Annotated in this window: 11 protein-coding genes and 2 pseudogenes; 12 read left to right on the top strand and 1 reads right to left on the bottom strand. The window is 69.0% G+C overall.

What is annotated here, in order from left to right; all coding sequences use genetic code 11:
- The first annotated feature begins 94 nt into the window (after window positions 1–94).
- The 11 genes from FRZ33_RS14215 to FRZ33_RS14165 all read left to right on the top strand — a co-directional run bounded on the left by FRZ33_RS14215 (window position 95) and on the right by FRZ33_RS14165 (window position 12,295).
- A complete protein-coding gene (locus FRZ33_RS14215; protein WP_146910430.1) occupies window positions 95–1,015 on the top strand; it encodes an ABC transporter ATP-binding protein in 921 nt (306 codons plus the stop codon).
- A complete protein-coding gene (locus FRZ33_RS14210; protein ID WP_146910429.1) occupies window positions 1,012–1,794 on the top strand; it encodes an ABC transporter permease in 783 nt (260 codons plus the stop codon). Before FRZ33_RS14215 ends, FRZ33_RS14210 begins: the two co-directional genes overlap by 4 nt.
- Window positions 1,795–1,799: 5 nt before the next feature.
- Window positions 1,800–3,611, top strand: a complete 1,812-nt coding sequence (locus tag FRZ33_RS14205) for an amidohydrolase family protein (protein WP_146910428.1) — start codon at window positions 1,800–1,802, stop codon at window positions 3,609–3,611.
- A gap of 20 nt (window positions 3,612–3,631) precedes the next feature.
- The gene (locus FRZ33_RS14200; protein WP_146910427.1) at window positions 3,632–4,753 is read left to right on the top strand and encodes a sensor histidine kinase; all 1,122 of its coding nucleotides are present in this window, start codon (window positions 3,632–3,634) and stop codon (window positions 4,751–4,753) included.
- The gene (locus tag FRZ33_RS14195; protein ID WP_146910426.1) at window positions 4,750–5,352 is read left to right on the top strand and encodes a response regulator transcription factor; all 603 of its coding nucleotides are present in this window, start codon (window positions 4,750–4,752) and stop codon (window positions 5,350–5,352) included. The genes FRZ33_RS14200 and FRZ33_RS14195 overlap by 4 nt, the downstream gene beginning before the upstream one ends.
- 45 nt (window positions 5,353–5,397) lie before the next feature.
- Window positions 5,398–6,432 (top strand): tRNA preQ1(34) S-adenosylmethionine ribosyltransferase-isomerase QueA, encoded by a 1,035-nt coding sequence (gene queA / locus FRZ33_RS14190; protein ID WP_146910425.1) that lies wholly within the window; start codon window positions 5,398–5,400, stop codon window positions 6,430–6,432.
- Window positions 6,433–6,437: 5 nt separating this feature from the next.
- On the top strand, window positions 6,438–7,556 hold the full coding sequence (gene tgt / locus FRZ33_RS14185) for a tRNA guanosine(34) transglycosylase Tgt (RefSeq protein ID WP_425480639.1): 1,119 nt from the start codon (window positions 6,438–6,440) through the stop codon (window positions 7,554–7,556).
- Between the two features lie 604 nt (window positions 7,557–8,160).
- Window positions 8,161–8,499 (top strand): preprotein translocase subunit YajC, encoded by a 339-nt coding sequence (yajC, locus tag FRZ33_RS14180; RefSeq protein WP_146910423.1) that lies wholly within the window; start codon window positions 8,161–8,163, stop codon window positions 8,497–8,499.
- 56 nt (window positions 8,500–8,555) lie between these two features.
- Window positions 8,556–10,433 carry a protein translocase subunit SecD gene (gene secD / locus FRZ33_RS14175; protein WP_146910422.1) on the top strand — a complete coding sequence of 626 codons (1,878 nt, stop codon included), beginning with the start codon at window positions 8,556–8,558 and terminating at the stop codon, window positions 10,431–10,433.
- Between the two features lie 55 nt (window positions 10,434–10,488).
- Window positions 10,489–11,424 (top strand): protein translocase subunit SecF, encoded by a 936-nt coding sequence (gene secF / locus FRZ33_RS14170; protein ID WP_146910663.1) that lies wholly within the window; start codon window positions 10,489–10,491, stop codon window positions 11,422–11,424.
- 577 nt (window positions 11,425–12,001) lie between these two features.
- A complete protein-coding gene (locus FRZ33_RS14165) occupies window positions 12,002–12,295 on the top strand; it encodes a hypothetical protein (RefSeq protein WP_146910421.1) in 294 nt (97 codons plus the stop codon).
- Here the strand turns inward: FRZ33_RS14165 and FRZ33_RS14160 are convergent.
- Window positions 12,271–13,076 (bottom strand): annotated as a pseudogene (locus FRZ33_RS14160) (inositol monophosphatase family protein). The gene FRZ33_RS14165 and the pseudogene FRZ33_RS14160 sit on opposite strands and share 25 nt — an antisense overlap.
- A 106-nt stretch (window positions 13,077–13,182) precedes the next feature.
- On the opposite strand from FRZ33_RS14160, the pseudogene FRZ33_RS14155 reads away from it, so the two are divergent.
- A pseudogene (locus FRZ33_RS14155) lies at window positions 13,183–13,952 on the top strand (RNA methyltransferase).
- Window positions 13,953–13,954 lie beyond the last annotated feature (2 nt).

Genomic DNA, 13,954 nt, shown 5'->3' with positions numbered 1-13,954 from the left:
GCCACCGGGTGACAGCTGTCAGGCGCGATCGCTGACGGCCACCACTGCCGGCCGCGGGGCGCGGAAACGAGTGGCGACACCCTGGAGGTGTCCCATGAATCGATCCTTGTCCCCCGACCGTCCGCTGGCGCAGTTGCGCGGCGCCGTGAAGCGTTACGGCGCGCTGACCGCCCTCGACCAGGTGAACTTGGACATCCGCGCCGGCGAAGTGCTGGCCGTGCTCGGCGCCAACGGCGCCGGCAAGACCACCGCGCTGGGCCTGCTGACCGGCCGGCTGAGCGCGGATGCCGGTGCCGCCACCCTGTTCGGCGCCGACCCGCGTGACCCGGCCGTGCGCCGCGGCATCGGCGTGATGCTGCAGGACGGTGGCCTGGCCGACACGGTGCGCGTGGCCGAACACGTGCGACTGTTCTCCAGCTACTACGCCCGGCCGCGCCCGGTCGCCGAAACGCTGGCACTGGCCGGTCTCGAGGACCTCGCGCACCGCCCCTATGCCGCACTGTCCGGCGGCCAGCAGCGCCGCGTGCAGTTCGCGCTGGCGATCTGCGGCCGGGCGCCGCTGCTGTTCGTGGACGAACCCACGGTCGGCCTGGACGTCGAATCGCGCCGCAACTTCTGGGCCGTGCTGCGCCGCCTGCGCGGCGAGGGCACCGCCATCGTGCTGACGACGCATTACCTGGAAGAGGCCGATGCGCTGGCCGACCGCATCGTGCTGCTGGCCGGCGGCCGCGTGCTGGCCGAAGACACGCCGGCCGGCCTGAAGTCCCGTGCCGCCGGAAAACGCGTGCGCGCCCGCAGCGCCCTGGCCGCCGCCGAACTCGCGGACTGGCCGGAAGTCGCCCGCGTGGTCGCGGAGGCCGGCCGCCTCGAGGTCACCAGTCCCGATGTCGAGGGTCTGCTGCGCCGCTGGCTGGCCGCCGACCCGGCGCTGTCCGAACTCGAGGTGCGGCCGCTCAATCTCGAAGAAGCCTTCCTGTCCCTGACCGCCACTGCCGCCGACGAGGTGACCGCATGAACGCCACCGCCCATCCCGTGCTCGATGCGCTCGGCACGCCGTCAGCACTGCGCATCCACGCGCTCGAAGCCTGGTACGAATTCCTGCGCGTGCTGCGCACGCCGGCCTTCGCGCTGCCGACCCTCTGCTTCCCGCTGGCGTTCTACGTGGTGTTCGCCTTGCTGGTGCCGGGTTCGTGGGGAAGCCTGCACAAGGCGTCCTACCTGTTCGCGACCTATTCGGCCTTCGGCGTGATCGGCCCGGCGCTGTTCGGTTTTGGCGTTGGCCTGGCACTGGAACGGCAGCAGGGCTGGCTGGAACTCAAGCGCGTGTCGCCGATGCCGACCTCGGCCTATTTCCTGGCCAAGATCGCCATGAGCCTGGCCTTCGGGCTGGCGGTGGTGGTCCTGCTGTCGATCGCGGCGATCGGTTTTGGCGGCGTGGTGATAGCGCCGCTGGACTGGCTGCGCCTGGTGGCGGTGCTGCTGCTGGGCACGTTGCCGTTCTGCGCCATCGGCCTGTGGATCGGCACGCTGGTGAAGGGCCAGGCTGCGGTGGCGATCGTCAATCTGGTCTATCTGCCGATGGCGTTGCTCAGCGGCCTGTGGATGCCGCTGTTCGTGTTCCCGCCGCTGATGCAGAAACTGGCCGTGGTCTGGCCGTCCTGGCATCTGGGCCAGATGGCGCTGGGCGTGGTCGGCCAGGTGCAGGACGTGCGCTACGGGCTGCACGCGGGCGTGCTTCTGGTGACCACCGTGCTGTTCCTGTCCCTGGCTGCGATCCGGCTGCGCAAGGAGTGATGGCCATGAATTTCCTGAAAGTCGGTGCCGCGGCCAGCGTGCTGGCGCTCGGCGGCCTGCTGTGGACGGTGGCGCCGGAGTCCGCCACGACCGCGCCGGCGCGGCCGGATCCGACGCGATTCGTGATCCGCGATGTACGCGTGTTCGACGGCGAGCGTTTCATCGAACGCGCCACCGTGCGGGTGAAGGATGGCCTGGTCGAAACCATCGGCGCCGATGCCGGAGTGCTCGCCGGTTGGGAGGTCGTGGAAGGCAAGGGCCGCACCCTGCTGCCCGGTCTGATCGACGCGCACGTGCACACCTGGGGCGAGGCACGCCGCGATGCGCTGCGCTTCGGCGTCACCACCCAGATCGACATGTTCAGCGACCACCGGCAGCTGGCGGCGGCGAATGCCGAGCGCGAGGACATCCGCCAGTCCGGCCAGGCCGATCTCTGGTCGGCCGGCACGCTGGCCACCGCGGCCGGCGGCCACGGCACCCAGTTCGGCATGACGGTCCCGACGCTGGCGGCACCGGGCGAGGCTGCCGCGTGGGTGGCCTCGCGCCGCGACGAGGGTTCGGACTTCATCAAGATCGTGCGCGAAGACCTGCACGTGTACACCGACGACCGGCGCCTGCCGACACTCGATGCCGCGACCGCGGCGGCGGTGATCGAAGCCGCGCACGCCAACGGCCTGCGTGCGGTTGTGCACGCCTCCGCGCAGGAAGCCGCGCGCGAATCCCTGCGCGACGGCGCCGACGGCCTGGTGCACGTGTTCCAGGACGCGCCTGCCGACGAGGCCTTCGTCGCCCTGGCGCGCGAACGTGGGGCCTTCGTCGTACCGACGCTCACCGTGATCGCCGGCTTTTCCGGCGAACGCAGCCCGCTCGCCGACGATCCCCGGTTTCGCGCCTGGCTTTCGCAGGAGCAACGCGATTCGCTGTCCGCACGCATGCACGACGGCGCCGGCGATCCCGCCATGCTGGCGAATGCGGTGGAAAGCGTGCGCCGCCTGCATGCGGCGGGCGTGGCCATCCTCGCCGGCACCGATGCGCCGAATCCGAACACTGCGCACGGCGCGTCCCTGCACGAAGAGATCGCCCGGCTGGCCGCGGCCGGCCTGGGCAATGCCGGCGCGCTGGCCGCCGCCACGTCCGGCCCGGCGCGTGCCTTCGGCCTGGACGACCGCGGCCGCATCGCCCCGGGCCAACGCGCCGACCTGGTGCTGGTCGAAGGCAATCCTGGAGCCGACATCACCGCCACCGGCGCCATCGCCATGATCTGGAAAAACGGCCGGCGTGTGGACCGGCGCCTGGTCGCCGGCGAATCGCCGGTGCTCGATCCCGGCCTGCTCAGCCATTTCGACGGCGAACGCATCGACAGCCGCGTCGGCAGCGGCTGGATGGCGACCAGCGACCAGATGGCGGGCGGCCAGTCCGAAGCGGTCATCGAACGCCGCGCGGGTGGTGCCGCCGGCAGTGCCGGTGCGCTGCACGTCAGCGGCGTGGTGCGCGCTGGCGGGCCGCAGGTCTGGGCCGGCGCCTTCTTCAATCCGGGCGAGCAGATGATGCAGGCGATGGATGCCGGCGCCGCGCGCGAGCTGGTGTTCCATCTGCGTGGTGACGGCCGCGAGATGTCGGTGCTGCTGTTTTCCGGCGCGCAGGGCGGACCGCCGGCGCGACGTGGCGTGACCGCCACCGCCGGGTGGACCGAGCACCGCATCGCGCTGGCGGATTTCAAGGGCGCCGACCCGTCCCGCCTGCGCGCCATCGCCATAACGGCCGGCGCGCCGGAGGGTGAGTTCGCCTTCGACCTCGACCAGGTCGAAATCCGCTAAGGTTCCGCCCGGGGAGACTCATGGCCACGATCACCGGACCGGCGCAGGTGGACAGGAACGACATCCACGACAACCCGTGGGTGACGCTGGTCTACCTGTTTTTCGTGTTCGTGCCGCTGGTGTTCTATCCCCGCGCCGCCGGCTGGCCGCTGCTGGCCAGCCTGGTCGCGATCGCGGTGTTCCTGCCGCTGCATTTCCGCTATTACCGCACCGGGCCGGCCGACCGGGCGCCGCTGGTGTTCGCGGTGGCGGCCATCGGTTACCTGCTGATCCCGATCAATGCCGGCGGCCAGACCTTCCTGATCTATGCCTGCGCCATGTGCGCCTGGGCGTTCCCGCCGCAGCGGGCGGTGATGGTGGCTTCGCTGCTGCTGGCGATCATGGTCGCCGAGTTCTTCCATGTCATGCCGACCCTGCGCCTGGCCCTGGGGTGGAGCGGCATGGCGGTGCTGATCGCCGGCATGGTGCTGACCGGAACGCTGTTCGCCCGCGCCAAGGCGCGCCGCGATGCCGAACTGCGGCTGACCCAGGATGAAGTCGGCCGCCTGGCCGCGATGGCCGAACGCGAACGCATCGGCCGCGACCTGCACGACCTGTTGGGCCACACCTTGTCGCTGGTGGCGATCAAGAGCGAGCTTGCGGGTCGGCTGGTGGACCGTGATCCCACCGCCGCCAAAGCGCAGATCGGCGAAGTCGAAACCGTCGCACGCCAGGCCCTGGCCCAGGTGCGCGAAGCCGTGGTCGGCATCCGCGCCACCGGCCTGCAGGCGGAACTTGCAGCGGCCCGGCTTGCCCTGTTGTCGGCAGATGTCCGGCTCGACCAGCGGCTGGCGCCCGTGGCGCCGACGCCTGCGGCGGAGTCGGTGCTGGCGCTGGGCCTGCGCGAGGCAGTGACCAATGTGCTGCGGCACGCCGGCGCCGGCCGGGTCGAGGTCGAGCTGTCGGCGCGCGACGGCGGCCTGTGCCTGGCCATCAGCGACGACGGCCGCGGCGGGGCGGGTACGACCGGCAACGGCCTGCTGGGCATGCGCGAACGGCTGGCAACCCTCGGCGGCACGCTGGAGATCGAAAGTCCGCCCGGCGGCGGCACGCGCCTGCTGCTGAAACTGCCGCCGGCCGCGCTCGAGGGCCCGTCGCCATGATCCGGCTGGTGCTGGCCGAGGACCAGGCCATGGTGCGCGGCGCACTGGCCGCGCTGCTGCGCCTGGAGCCCGATTTCGACTTGCTGGCCGAAGCCGGCGACGGCGAGGCAGCCTGGCACGCGGTGCGCGAACACCGGCCCGACCTGCTGGTCACCGACATCGAGATGCCCGGCCTCACCGGGCTGGACCTGGCGCTGAAGGTGCAGGAATCCGGCCTGGCCACGCGCGTGGTCATCCTCACCACCTTTGCGCGCGCCGGTTACCTGCGGCGTGCGCTGGATGCCGGCGTGCGCGGCTACCTGCTCAAGGACGCGCCCTCGGCCCAGCTGGCGCAGGCGCTGCGCCAGGTGCAGGCCGGCGGCCGCGCCATCGACCCGCAGCTGGCCGTCGCCGCCTGGGGCGAGGACGACCCGCTGACCGAACGCGAGCGCCAGGTGCTGCGGCTGGCGGGCGAGGGCGTGAAGAGCGCCGAGATCGCCGAACGCCTGCACCTGTCGCAGGGCACCGTGCGCAACTACCTGTCGGAGGCGATCGGCAAGCTGGGTGCCGCCAACCGCATCGAGGCCTATCGCACGGCAAGGGCGAAAGGCTGGTTGTGACGCCGTTTCTGGGATAATACCGGCCCGCTGCCGCCTTGCCCCGCCTTGAAGAAGTCCGACTTCCACTACGAGCTGCCGCCCGAACTGATCGCCCAGGCGCCCCTGGCCGAACGTTCGGCCAGCCGCATGCTCGTGGTTACGGCCGACGCGCCGCCCTACGTGGACAGCCACGTCCGCGAGCTTCCCGGTTACCTGCGCGCCGGCGACCTGCTGGTGTTCAACGACACCCGGGTGATTCCCGCGCGCCTGCACGGCAGCAAGGACAGTGGCGGCCGGGTCGAGATCCTGCTCGAACGCCTGGTCGGCGGGCACGAAGTGCTGGCCCAGGTCGGCGCCAGCAAGTCGCCCAAGGCCGGTGGCCGCATCACCCTGGACGAAGGCACGGCGCTGACCGTGCTCGGCCGCGAGGGCGAGTTCTACCGCCTGCGCTTCGACACCGACGAACCGCTGGAAAAGCTGCTGATGCGTGCCGGCCGGCTGCCGCTGCCGCCCTACATCCAGCGCGAACCCGGCGCCGAGGACCTGGAGCGTTACCAGACCCTGTTCGCGCGCCACACCGGCGCGGTGGCGGCGCCCACGGCCGGACTGCATTTCGACCAGTCGCTGCTGGCGACGCTGCAGGCCGGGGGCGTGAACTTCGGCCACGTCACCCTGCATGTCGGCGCTGGCACCTTCCAGCCGATGCGCGCCGAGTCGCTGCAGGACCACGTGATGCACAGCGAGTGGCTGAACGTCGGTGCCGAACTGTGCCAACAGATCGCCCGCACCCGCGCCGCCGGCGGCCGTGTGGTCGCGGTCGGCACCACGGTGGTGCGCGCGCTCGAGACGGCGATGCGCGACGGCGAGGTGCGGCCCTTCGCCGGCGACACCCGCATCTTCATCTTCCCCGGCCACCGCATCCGCAGCGTGGACGCGCTGCTGACAAACTTCCACCTGCCCGAAAGCACGCTGATGATGCTGGTGTCGGCCTTCGCCGGCCGCGAGCGCATCCTGGCGGCGTACGCGCACGCGGTGCGCGAGAAGTACCGCTTCTTCAGCTACGGCGACGCCATGCTGCTTTATCCGGAGGCCGCGCCGTGAGCCGGATGACATTCGAGAAACTCGGCCAGGACGGCCTCGCCCGTCGCGGCCGGCTGCACTTCCCGCGCGGCACGGTGGAAACGCCGGCCTTCATGCCGGTGGGCACCTACGGCACGGTGAAGGCGATGCTGCCGGAATCACTGCGCGCGATCGGTGCCGAGATCATCCTGGGCAACACCTTCCACCTGTGGCTGCGGCCGGGCATGGAAGTGATCGACGCGCACGGCGGGCTGCACGGGTTCTGCAAGTGGGACGGGCCGATCCTCACGGACTCCGGCGGCTTCCAGGTGTGGTCCCTGGCCAAGCGCCGCAAGATCACGGAGGAGGGCGTGACCTTCGCCTCGCCGACCGACGGTGCCAAGGTGTTCCTGTCGCCCGAGGTCAGCATGCAGGTGCAGCATTCGCTGGATTCGGACATCGTGATGATCTTCGACGAGTGCACTCCCTATCCGGCCACTGAGATCGTCGCCCGCAAGTCCATGGAACTGAGCCTGCGCTGGGCCGAGCGCAGCAAGGCGGCGCACGCGGGCAACGACGCGGCGCTGTTCGGCATCGTCCAGGGCGGCACCCACATCGACCTGCGCGCGCGTTCGGCCGAAGGGCTGAAGGCGATCGGTTTCGATGGTTACGCGGTCGGCGGCCTGGCGGTGGGCGAACCGCCGGAGGAGCGCGATGCGACGCTGGACGCGCTGGTGCCGCTGCTGCCGGAGGACCAGCCGCGTTACCTGATGGGGGTGGGCAAACCCGAGGACATCGTCGAGGCGGTGGCGCGCGGCATCGACATGTTCGACTGCGTGATGCCGACGCGGAATGCGCGCAACGGCCACTATTTCGTGCGCGGCGGGCAGGTGCGGATCCGCAATGCGCAGTACGAGAAGGACCTGCGCCCGATCGAGGAAGGCTGCACCTGTTACACCTGCGCCAGCGGCTACTCGCGTTCGTACCTGCGGCATCTGGACCGCTGCAACGAGATCCTGGCGTCGATGCTGGCCACGATCCACAACCTGCACCATTACCAGCAGCTGATGCGCGAAATCCGCGCCGCCATCGAGGCCGGCCGTTTCCAGGCCTTCCGCGAGGCCTTCCACGCCGCGCGCCTTACCGGTGCATCCCGTCCGTCCTGAGTTCTCGCTTGCCGCGCAAGAAGGCCTGACTTGCTCGTGTTCGGTGGGTTCGGTGCGCCGGGCTCGTTCCTGGCGATAGGCCGCCGTACGTGAGGTCGCTTTCCGGGGACGCCGTGAATCCATCCATGGAGGCTCTTCGAAAACGTCCATGTTTTCGAAGCCCCGGAAAGCGACCTCACGCACGACGACCTGCGGACCGTCCGGGCCGGGATTCCGTTTTGGGGCAAGAGCTCGCTTGCCTCGGCTTCTGGCAGGCATTCGGAACCTGGAACCACACAGGGCAGCAAAGCGACGGGCTCGCAAGGCTTTTCGAATTCGATGGCCCGGCCCAGATCGACCACAGGACGTCGTGCGAGGGAACTTTTCCGGACCTTCAGCGACACGGACGTCGCTGAAGAGCCTACATGGACGTACTTGCGGCGTGTCCGGGAAAGTTTCCTCGTGCGGCGGCCTATCGCCACGAACGATCCCGGCACCCCCAACCACCCGGATGCGAGCAAGACAGTCCTTCTTGCGCCCCGAAGGGAGCGCAAGCCGGGGCGGGCAGGGGGTGGCGCCCTGTGGCATACTTGCGCGCTAAATTCACTAGCGAGACGCCAAGCCCATGTCCCTGCTCGATATTCTGATTTCCCCGGCCGCCGCCCAAGCCGCCGGCCAGGCCGCCCCGAGCCCCCTGCCGAGCTTCCTGCTGATGGGCGCCGTGTTCCTGGGCATGTACTTCCTGATGATCCGTCCCCAGATGAAGCGCGCCAAGGAACACCGCGAACTGGTGTCCAAACTGCAGAAAGGCGACGAAGTGATCACCAGCGGCGGCATCGCCGGCCGCATCGACGGCCTGGACGAGAATTTCGTCAGCGTCGAAGTCGCCGACAAGGTCAGCATCAAGGTCCAGCGCGGCGCCGTCACCGCGGTCCTGCCCAAGGGCACGTTGAAGTCCGCCTGAACCGTCCCCATCCGAATCACCCACGGCCCTGACCGGGCCGCCACCGGTTGTCGCCCATGCTTCAGTACTCCACCTGGAAATACGTCGTCGCCGCCCTGGTGATCGCGCTGTCCCTGTTCTACTCGCTGCCCAACCTCTACCCGCAGGATCCTGCGGTGCAGGTGGCGGCCAACCGCGGCAACGTGGTGGACGACTCGCTGGTGCTGCGCGTGCGCGGCGTGCTGGATACCGCCAAGGTGCCGGCCAAGTCGGTGGCGATCGAAAAAGGCAACGTGGTCGTGCGCACCACCAACGCCGACCTGCAGACGGCCGCCGCCGACAGCCTGCGCGCCGAGCTCGGCACCGGCTACACCGTGGCGCTGAACCTGGCCTCGACCGTGCCGGACTGGCTGCTCAAGACCGGCGCCCGGCCCATGTCCATGGGCCTCGACCTGCAGGGCGGCGTGCACTTCCTGCTGGAAGTGGACCAGAAGGCGGCGATCGAGAAGCGCAGCAACGCCTTCGCCGACGAGATATCGACCGTGCTGCGGGAAGGCAAGTTCGCCTACACCAGCGTGGCGCGTGCGCCCGAGGGCGTGCAGGTGGAGATCAAGAACGCCACCGACATGGCCGCCGTGCGCAACGCGATTTCGCGCGAGGCGCCCGAGCTCGAGCTGATCGTGGACCCGGCGCAGCCGACCCGCCTGCTGGCCCGCATCACCCCGACCGTGATCAAGCAGATCATGGACGGTGCGATCGAACAGAACCGCACCACGCTCGACAACCGCATCAACAGCCTGGGCGTCGGCGAGCAGGTCATCCAGCGCCAGGGCGAAAGCCGAATCGTGGTGCAACTGCCGGGCGTGCAGGACACGGCCGAGGCCCGCAAGCTGATCGGTGCCACCGCCACCCTGGAATACCGCCACGTCGTCGACCTGGGCCCCCAGGCCATGGAGGCTGCCCGCACCGGCGTGGTGCCGCCCAACGCCCGCCTGTACTTCATGCGCGAGCGCGGTCCGGACGGCAAGCCGCGCCCGATCCTGCTGTCGCGCCGCATCATCGTTTCCGGCGACCAGCTGGTGAACGCCACCTCGCTGCTCGACCCGCAGTCCGGTACCCCGGCGGTGTCGATCGAGCTCAACCGCCTCGGTGGCGACCGCATGCTGGCGCACACCCGCGAGAACGTCGGCCAGCTGATGGCCGCGGTGTACATCGAGACCATCCCGGAAGTGAAGATGGTGGATGGCGTGGAAGTGCGCACCTCGCGCGTCAGTGAGGAGGTGATCAACGCCGCCACCCTGCAGGGCGTCTTCGGCCGCAACTTCCAGACCACCGGCCTGGACAGCATGGACGAGGCCACCAGCCTGGCCCGCCTGCTGCGCGCCGGTTCGCTGGCGGCGCCGATGGTGATCATCGAGGAACGCATCATCGGCCCGAGCCTGGGCGCCGAGAACGTCGAACGCGGCCTGACCGCGGTGTTCTGGTCGTTCGCCTTCGTGCTGCTGTTCTTCCTGGTCTATTACAAGATGTTCGGCATCGTCACCAATCTGGCGCTGCTGCTGAACCTGCTGATGGTGGTGGCGGTGATGTCGGTGATCGGCGCCACGCTCACCTTGCCCGGCCTGGCCGGCATCGCCCTGACCGTGGGCATGTCGGTGGACGCCAACGTGCTGATCAACGAACGAATCCGCGAGGAGCTGCGCAACGGCAACACGCCGCTGTCGAGCATCGCCAACGGCTACGACAAGGCTTCCGGCACCATCGCCGACGCCAACGTGACGGCGCTGTTGGCCGGCATCGCGATGGCGGTGTTCGGTTCGGGCCCGATCCGTGGTTTCGGCATCACGCTGATCATCGGCATCCTGACCTCGATGTACACCGCGGTCTCGGTTTCGCGCGGCATTGCCACCCTGATCTACGGCAAGCGCAAGAAGCTCGCCAAGGTCTCGATCTAACCGTTTTCCAGGAGGCGACGTGGAACTCTTCCCGTCCAACAGCAAGATCAACTTCATGAAGATCCGGGTCGCGGCCCTGGTCGTGTTCACGGCCCTTGCCGTGGCCGCGGTCGGCGCGCTGGCGACCAAGGGCTTCAACTACGCGCTCGACTTCACCGGCGGCACCGTGGTCGAGGTCGAGTTCCAGAAGCCGATGGACGTCGAGGGCGTGCGTGCGCGCCTGAGCGCCGCCGGTTACGACAGCCCGGTGGTGCAGACCTTCGGTTCGGGTACCGACATCGTCATCCGCCTGCAGCCGCCCGAGGTCGAGGGCGAGGCGGAAGGTCCGGTCGAGGCCACCCCGAGCGAGCAGACCGGCACGGCGATCCTGCAGGCCGCCCAGACGCCCGACAACCCGGGCCGGGTGATCCGCAGCGACTTCGTCGGCCCGCAGATCGGCAGCGAGCTGGCGCTCAACGGCGTCTATGCGGCGATCTTCGTGGCGATCGGTTTCCTGGCCTACATCGCCATCCGCTTCGAGTACAAGTTCGCGATCGCCGCGGTGACGGCGACGCTCGGCGACATCCTGCTGGTGTGCGGCTGGTTCGCGCTGAACCAGCATGAGTTCGACCTGACGGTGCTGGCCGGCATCCTGTCGGTGATGGGTTTCTCGATCAACGACAAGATCGTGGTGTTCGATCGCGTGCGCGAGAATTTCCGCCTGCTCAGCAAGCTCGAGCCCAGGGAAGTGCTGAACCGTTCGGTCAACCAGACGCTGTCGCGCACGATCATCACTTCGTTCGTCGCGTTCCTGACCATCCTGGCGCTGTATCTGTACGGTGGCCAGTCGCTGAAGGGCATGGCGGAGTCGCAGATGATCGGCATCGTGATCGGCACGCTGTCGTCGATCCTGGTCGCCTGCCCGCTGCTGTTGCTGCTGGGCGTCACCAAGCAGGACCTGATGCCCAGGGCCCGCGACGACCTGGAAGCCGAGCTCGCGCGCCGGCCGTAACGGCTCGCTCTGCCTGTTCTCGAAAGGCCCGCTTCGGCGGGCCTTTTCTATTTGCGCCCGATGGATCTGGCGCCGACAACACCGGAGAGGCGAGGGTCTCTTTCTGCTCAGTGAAGCCTTTTATTTCGCAGAAAGAGACCCTCACCTCTCCGGCGCCGCCGGTTCCATCCTCGCGGGTACTTGAGGGGAGTTCCTGAGGGGCATCGGTGCCTTGCTTGCGCGTACGGCTGGCGGGCTTCCGCGTGCGGGATCTTTCCTGCGCCTTGTCGTTTGCTAAAACGCACGCGTCCCTTGTCGTCAGCGCGCCCCCGCGGGCGCGTTCCCTGAACGCGTCTGGTGCCATTTCCGAAAACTGGTCAGGAGTACCCGCCGCTTCGCGGCGCAGAGCCCTGACCAGCAGCCGAGCCAGGGCGGGTCCGCTTGTGCCGTCGCCGTTGCTGGCGCTGTTGCTGTTCGCCGCGCAGCGGCGAGCACTTGTCGCAACCTAGCCCAAATGGCACCGGACGCGTTCAGGGGAACGCGCCCCACGATAGGCGAGCCGCCCCGATTTTGAGCGTGCTCCCACTTCACAACCCGCATGGCGCAGGAAAGATCCCGCACGCGGAAGCCCGCCAGCCGTACGCGCAAGCAAGGCACCGATGCCGCTCAGGAACTCCAATCAGCAACCCGGACGATCCGCACCGGCAGTGCCGGAGGAGTGACATGCTCTTTCTGCGAAATAAAAGGCTTCACTGAGCAGAAAGAGCATGTCACTCCTCCGGTGCTGACGGCGCCAGATCCCAAAGCCGCGAGCATGAAAAAGCCGCCCCAAGGCGGCTTTCTCGAAGCAGCATGGAGCGGCGAGGGTCAGACCGAGAAGGCCGCCGCGTAGTTCGACGACACGATCGCCTTCTGCAGCGAATCGCTGATCTTGAGATTGCCCGCGACGATCTGCCCCGACATCAGCAGCTTGTCGCCACCGCCGCGGAAATCGCAGACCCGCCCACCGGCCTCGCGCACCAGCAACAGACCGGCAGCGATGTCCCAGGGCTTCACCCCGCCTCGAAATACGCATCCGCCCGCCCACAGGCCACATAGGCCAGGTCCAGCGCCGCCGAACCCGTGCGGCGGATATCCTCCGCCTCCGCCAACAGCCTGCCGATGCATTCCAGATGCGGCGCCAGGCGCGCCCGCTCACGCGGCGGGAAACCCGTCACCAGCAGCGCACCGTTGAGGTCCTTGCGCTCCGCCACCCGGATCTTCTTGTCGTTGAGCACCGCACCGGCACCGCGCGAAGCGGTGAACAGCTCGTTGCGCAGCGGATCGAAGATCACCCCGTGGATCGGCTCACCGCCCTCGCACAGCGCGATCGACACGCAGAAATGCGGCAGCCCCCGGAGGAAGTTCGAAGTGCCGTCCAGCGGATCGATGACGAAGGTGTAGCGGCCCGTGCCCATCGCGCCCGATTCCTCGCCGAGGATGGCGTAGTCGGGGAAGGCGCGGCGCAGCTCGCGTATGATCTCCGCCTCGGCCTGGGAATCGACCTCGCTGGCGTAGTCCTGCTTCGACTTCTCGAAGACGTTCAGGGCGTCCAGCTTGCCCATGTGGCGAAGGATAAGGTTGCCGGCCGAACGGGCCGCCTTGACCATGACGTTGACGACAGGTTTTTGCATGGATCCCGTCCGATGACCGCTGGATTGTGTGAAGAACAAGGGGCCGGTCGAGCCGGCGCGGCGCAAAGGATAGCAGGTTGGCCCGAGCCGGGCCTCTAGAAACGGCATGACCATCCCCTTCCAGAACCTCCGGATCGTGCTCGTCGGCACCCAGCACCCGGGCAATATCGGCTCCGCGGCCCGGGCCATGAAGACCATGGGCCTGTCGGCCCTGCACCTGGTCGCGCCCGAACGTTTCCCCGACCCCGAGGCCAATACCCTGGCCGCCGGCGCCGACGACCTGCTGGCCGCGGCCCCGGTGCACGCCGGCCTCGACGAGGCCCTGGCCGGTTGCCACTTCGTGCTGGGCACCAGCGCCCGCCGCCGCCACGTGCCCCTGCCCGAACTCAGCCCCGTGACGCGGCCCGGCAACTGGTGGAAGCCTGCGCCCGGGGCCCGGTGGCCCTGCTGTTCGGGCGCGAGCGCACCGGCCTGGAAAACGAGGAGCTGCAGCGCTGTCACGCCTCCGTCGGCATCCCGACCGACCCCGGATTCAGCTCCCTCAACCTCGCTGCGGCGGTCCAGGTGTTGTCCTATGAACTGCGCCTGGCCTGCCTGGAAGCCACCGCCGGGCAGATGCCCTCCGGGCGGCAGATGCCGGCGCCGGACGAGGAGCCGCTGGCCACGGTGGACGAACTCGAGCGCTTTTTCGGCCACCTGGGCCAGGCCCTGGACGACATCGACTTCCACAAGGGCCGGGCGCCAGAAATGGTGATGGCCCGGCTGCGGCGCCTGTACCTGCGGGCCGGGCTGGACGCCCGCGAGGTCAAGATCCTGCGCGGCATCCTGTCCGAGGCCCAGCGCATGGCCCGGCTGGCCCGCGGCGGACAAGCCTAGCG

Source organism: Arenimonas daejeonensis, from assembly GCF_007993735.1.
Lineage (GTDB): Bacteria > Pseudomonadota > Gammaproteobacteria > Xanthomonadales > Xanthomonadaceae > Arenimonas > Arenimonas daejeonensis.
This window is presented reverse-complemented; position numbering and strand designations above follow the sequence as displayed.

Excerpts from the sequence above, each read along its gene's own strand:
- FRZ33_RS14200 (WP_146910427.1), top strand. The coding sequence starts at position 3,632 with ATGGCCACGATCACCGGACCGGCGCAGGTGGACAGGAACGACATCCAC.
- tgt (WP_425480639.1), top strand. The coding sequence starts at position 6,438 with ATGACATTCGAGAAACTCGGCCAGGACGGCCTCGCCCGTCGCGGCCGG.
- secF (WP_146910663.1), top strand. The coding sequence starts at position 10,489 with ATGAAGATCCGGGTCGCGGCCCTGGTCGTGTTCACGGCCCTTGCCGTG.
- FRZ33_RS14195 (WP_146910426.1), top strand. The coding sequence starts at position 4,750 with ATGATCCGGCTGGTGCTGGCCGAGGACCAGGCCATGGTGCGCGGCGCA.
- FRZ33_RS14165 (WP_146910421.1), top strand. The coding sequence starts at position 12,002 with ATGGCGCAGGAAAGATCCCGCACGCGGAAGCCCGCCAGCCGTACGCGC.
- FRZ33_RS14210 (WP_146910429.1), top strand. The coding sequence starts at position 1,012 with ATGAACGCCACCGCCCATCCCGTGCTCGATGCGCTCGGCACGCCGTCA.
- secD (WP_146910422.1), top strand. The coding sequence starts at position 8,556 with ATGCTTCAGTACTCCACCTGGAAATACGTCGTCGCCGCCCTGGTGATC.
- yajC (WP_146910423.1), top strand. The coding sequence starts at position 8,161 with ATGTCCCTGCTCGATATTCTGATTTCCCCGGCCGCCGCCCAAGCCGCC.
- FRZ33_RS14205 (WP_146910428.1), top strand. The coding sequence starts at position 1,800 with ATGAATTTCCTGAAAGTCGGTGCCGCGGCCAGCGTGCTGGCGCTCGGC.
- FRZ33_RS14215 (WP_146910430.1), top strand. The coding sequence starts at position 95 with ATGAATCGATCCTTGTCCCCCGACCGTCCGCTGGCGCAGTTGCGCGGC.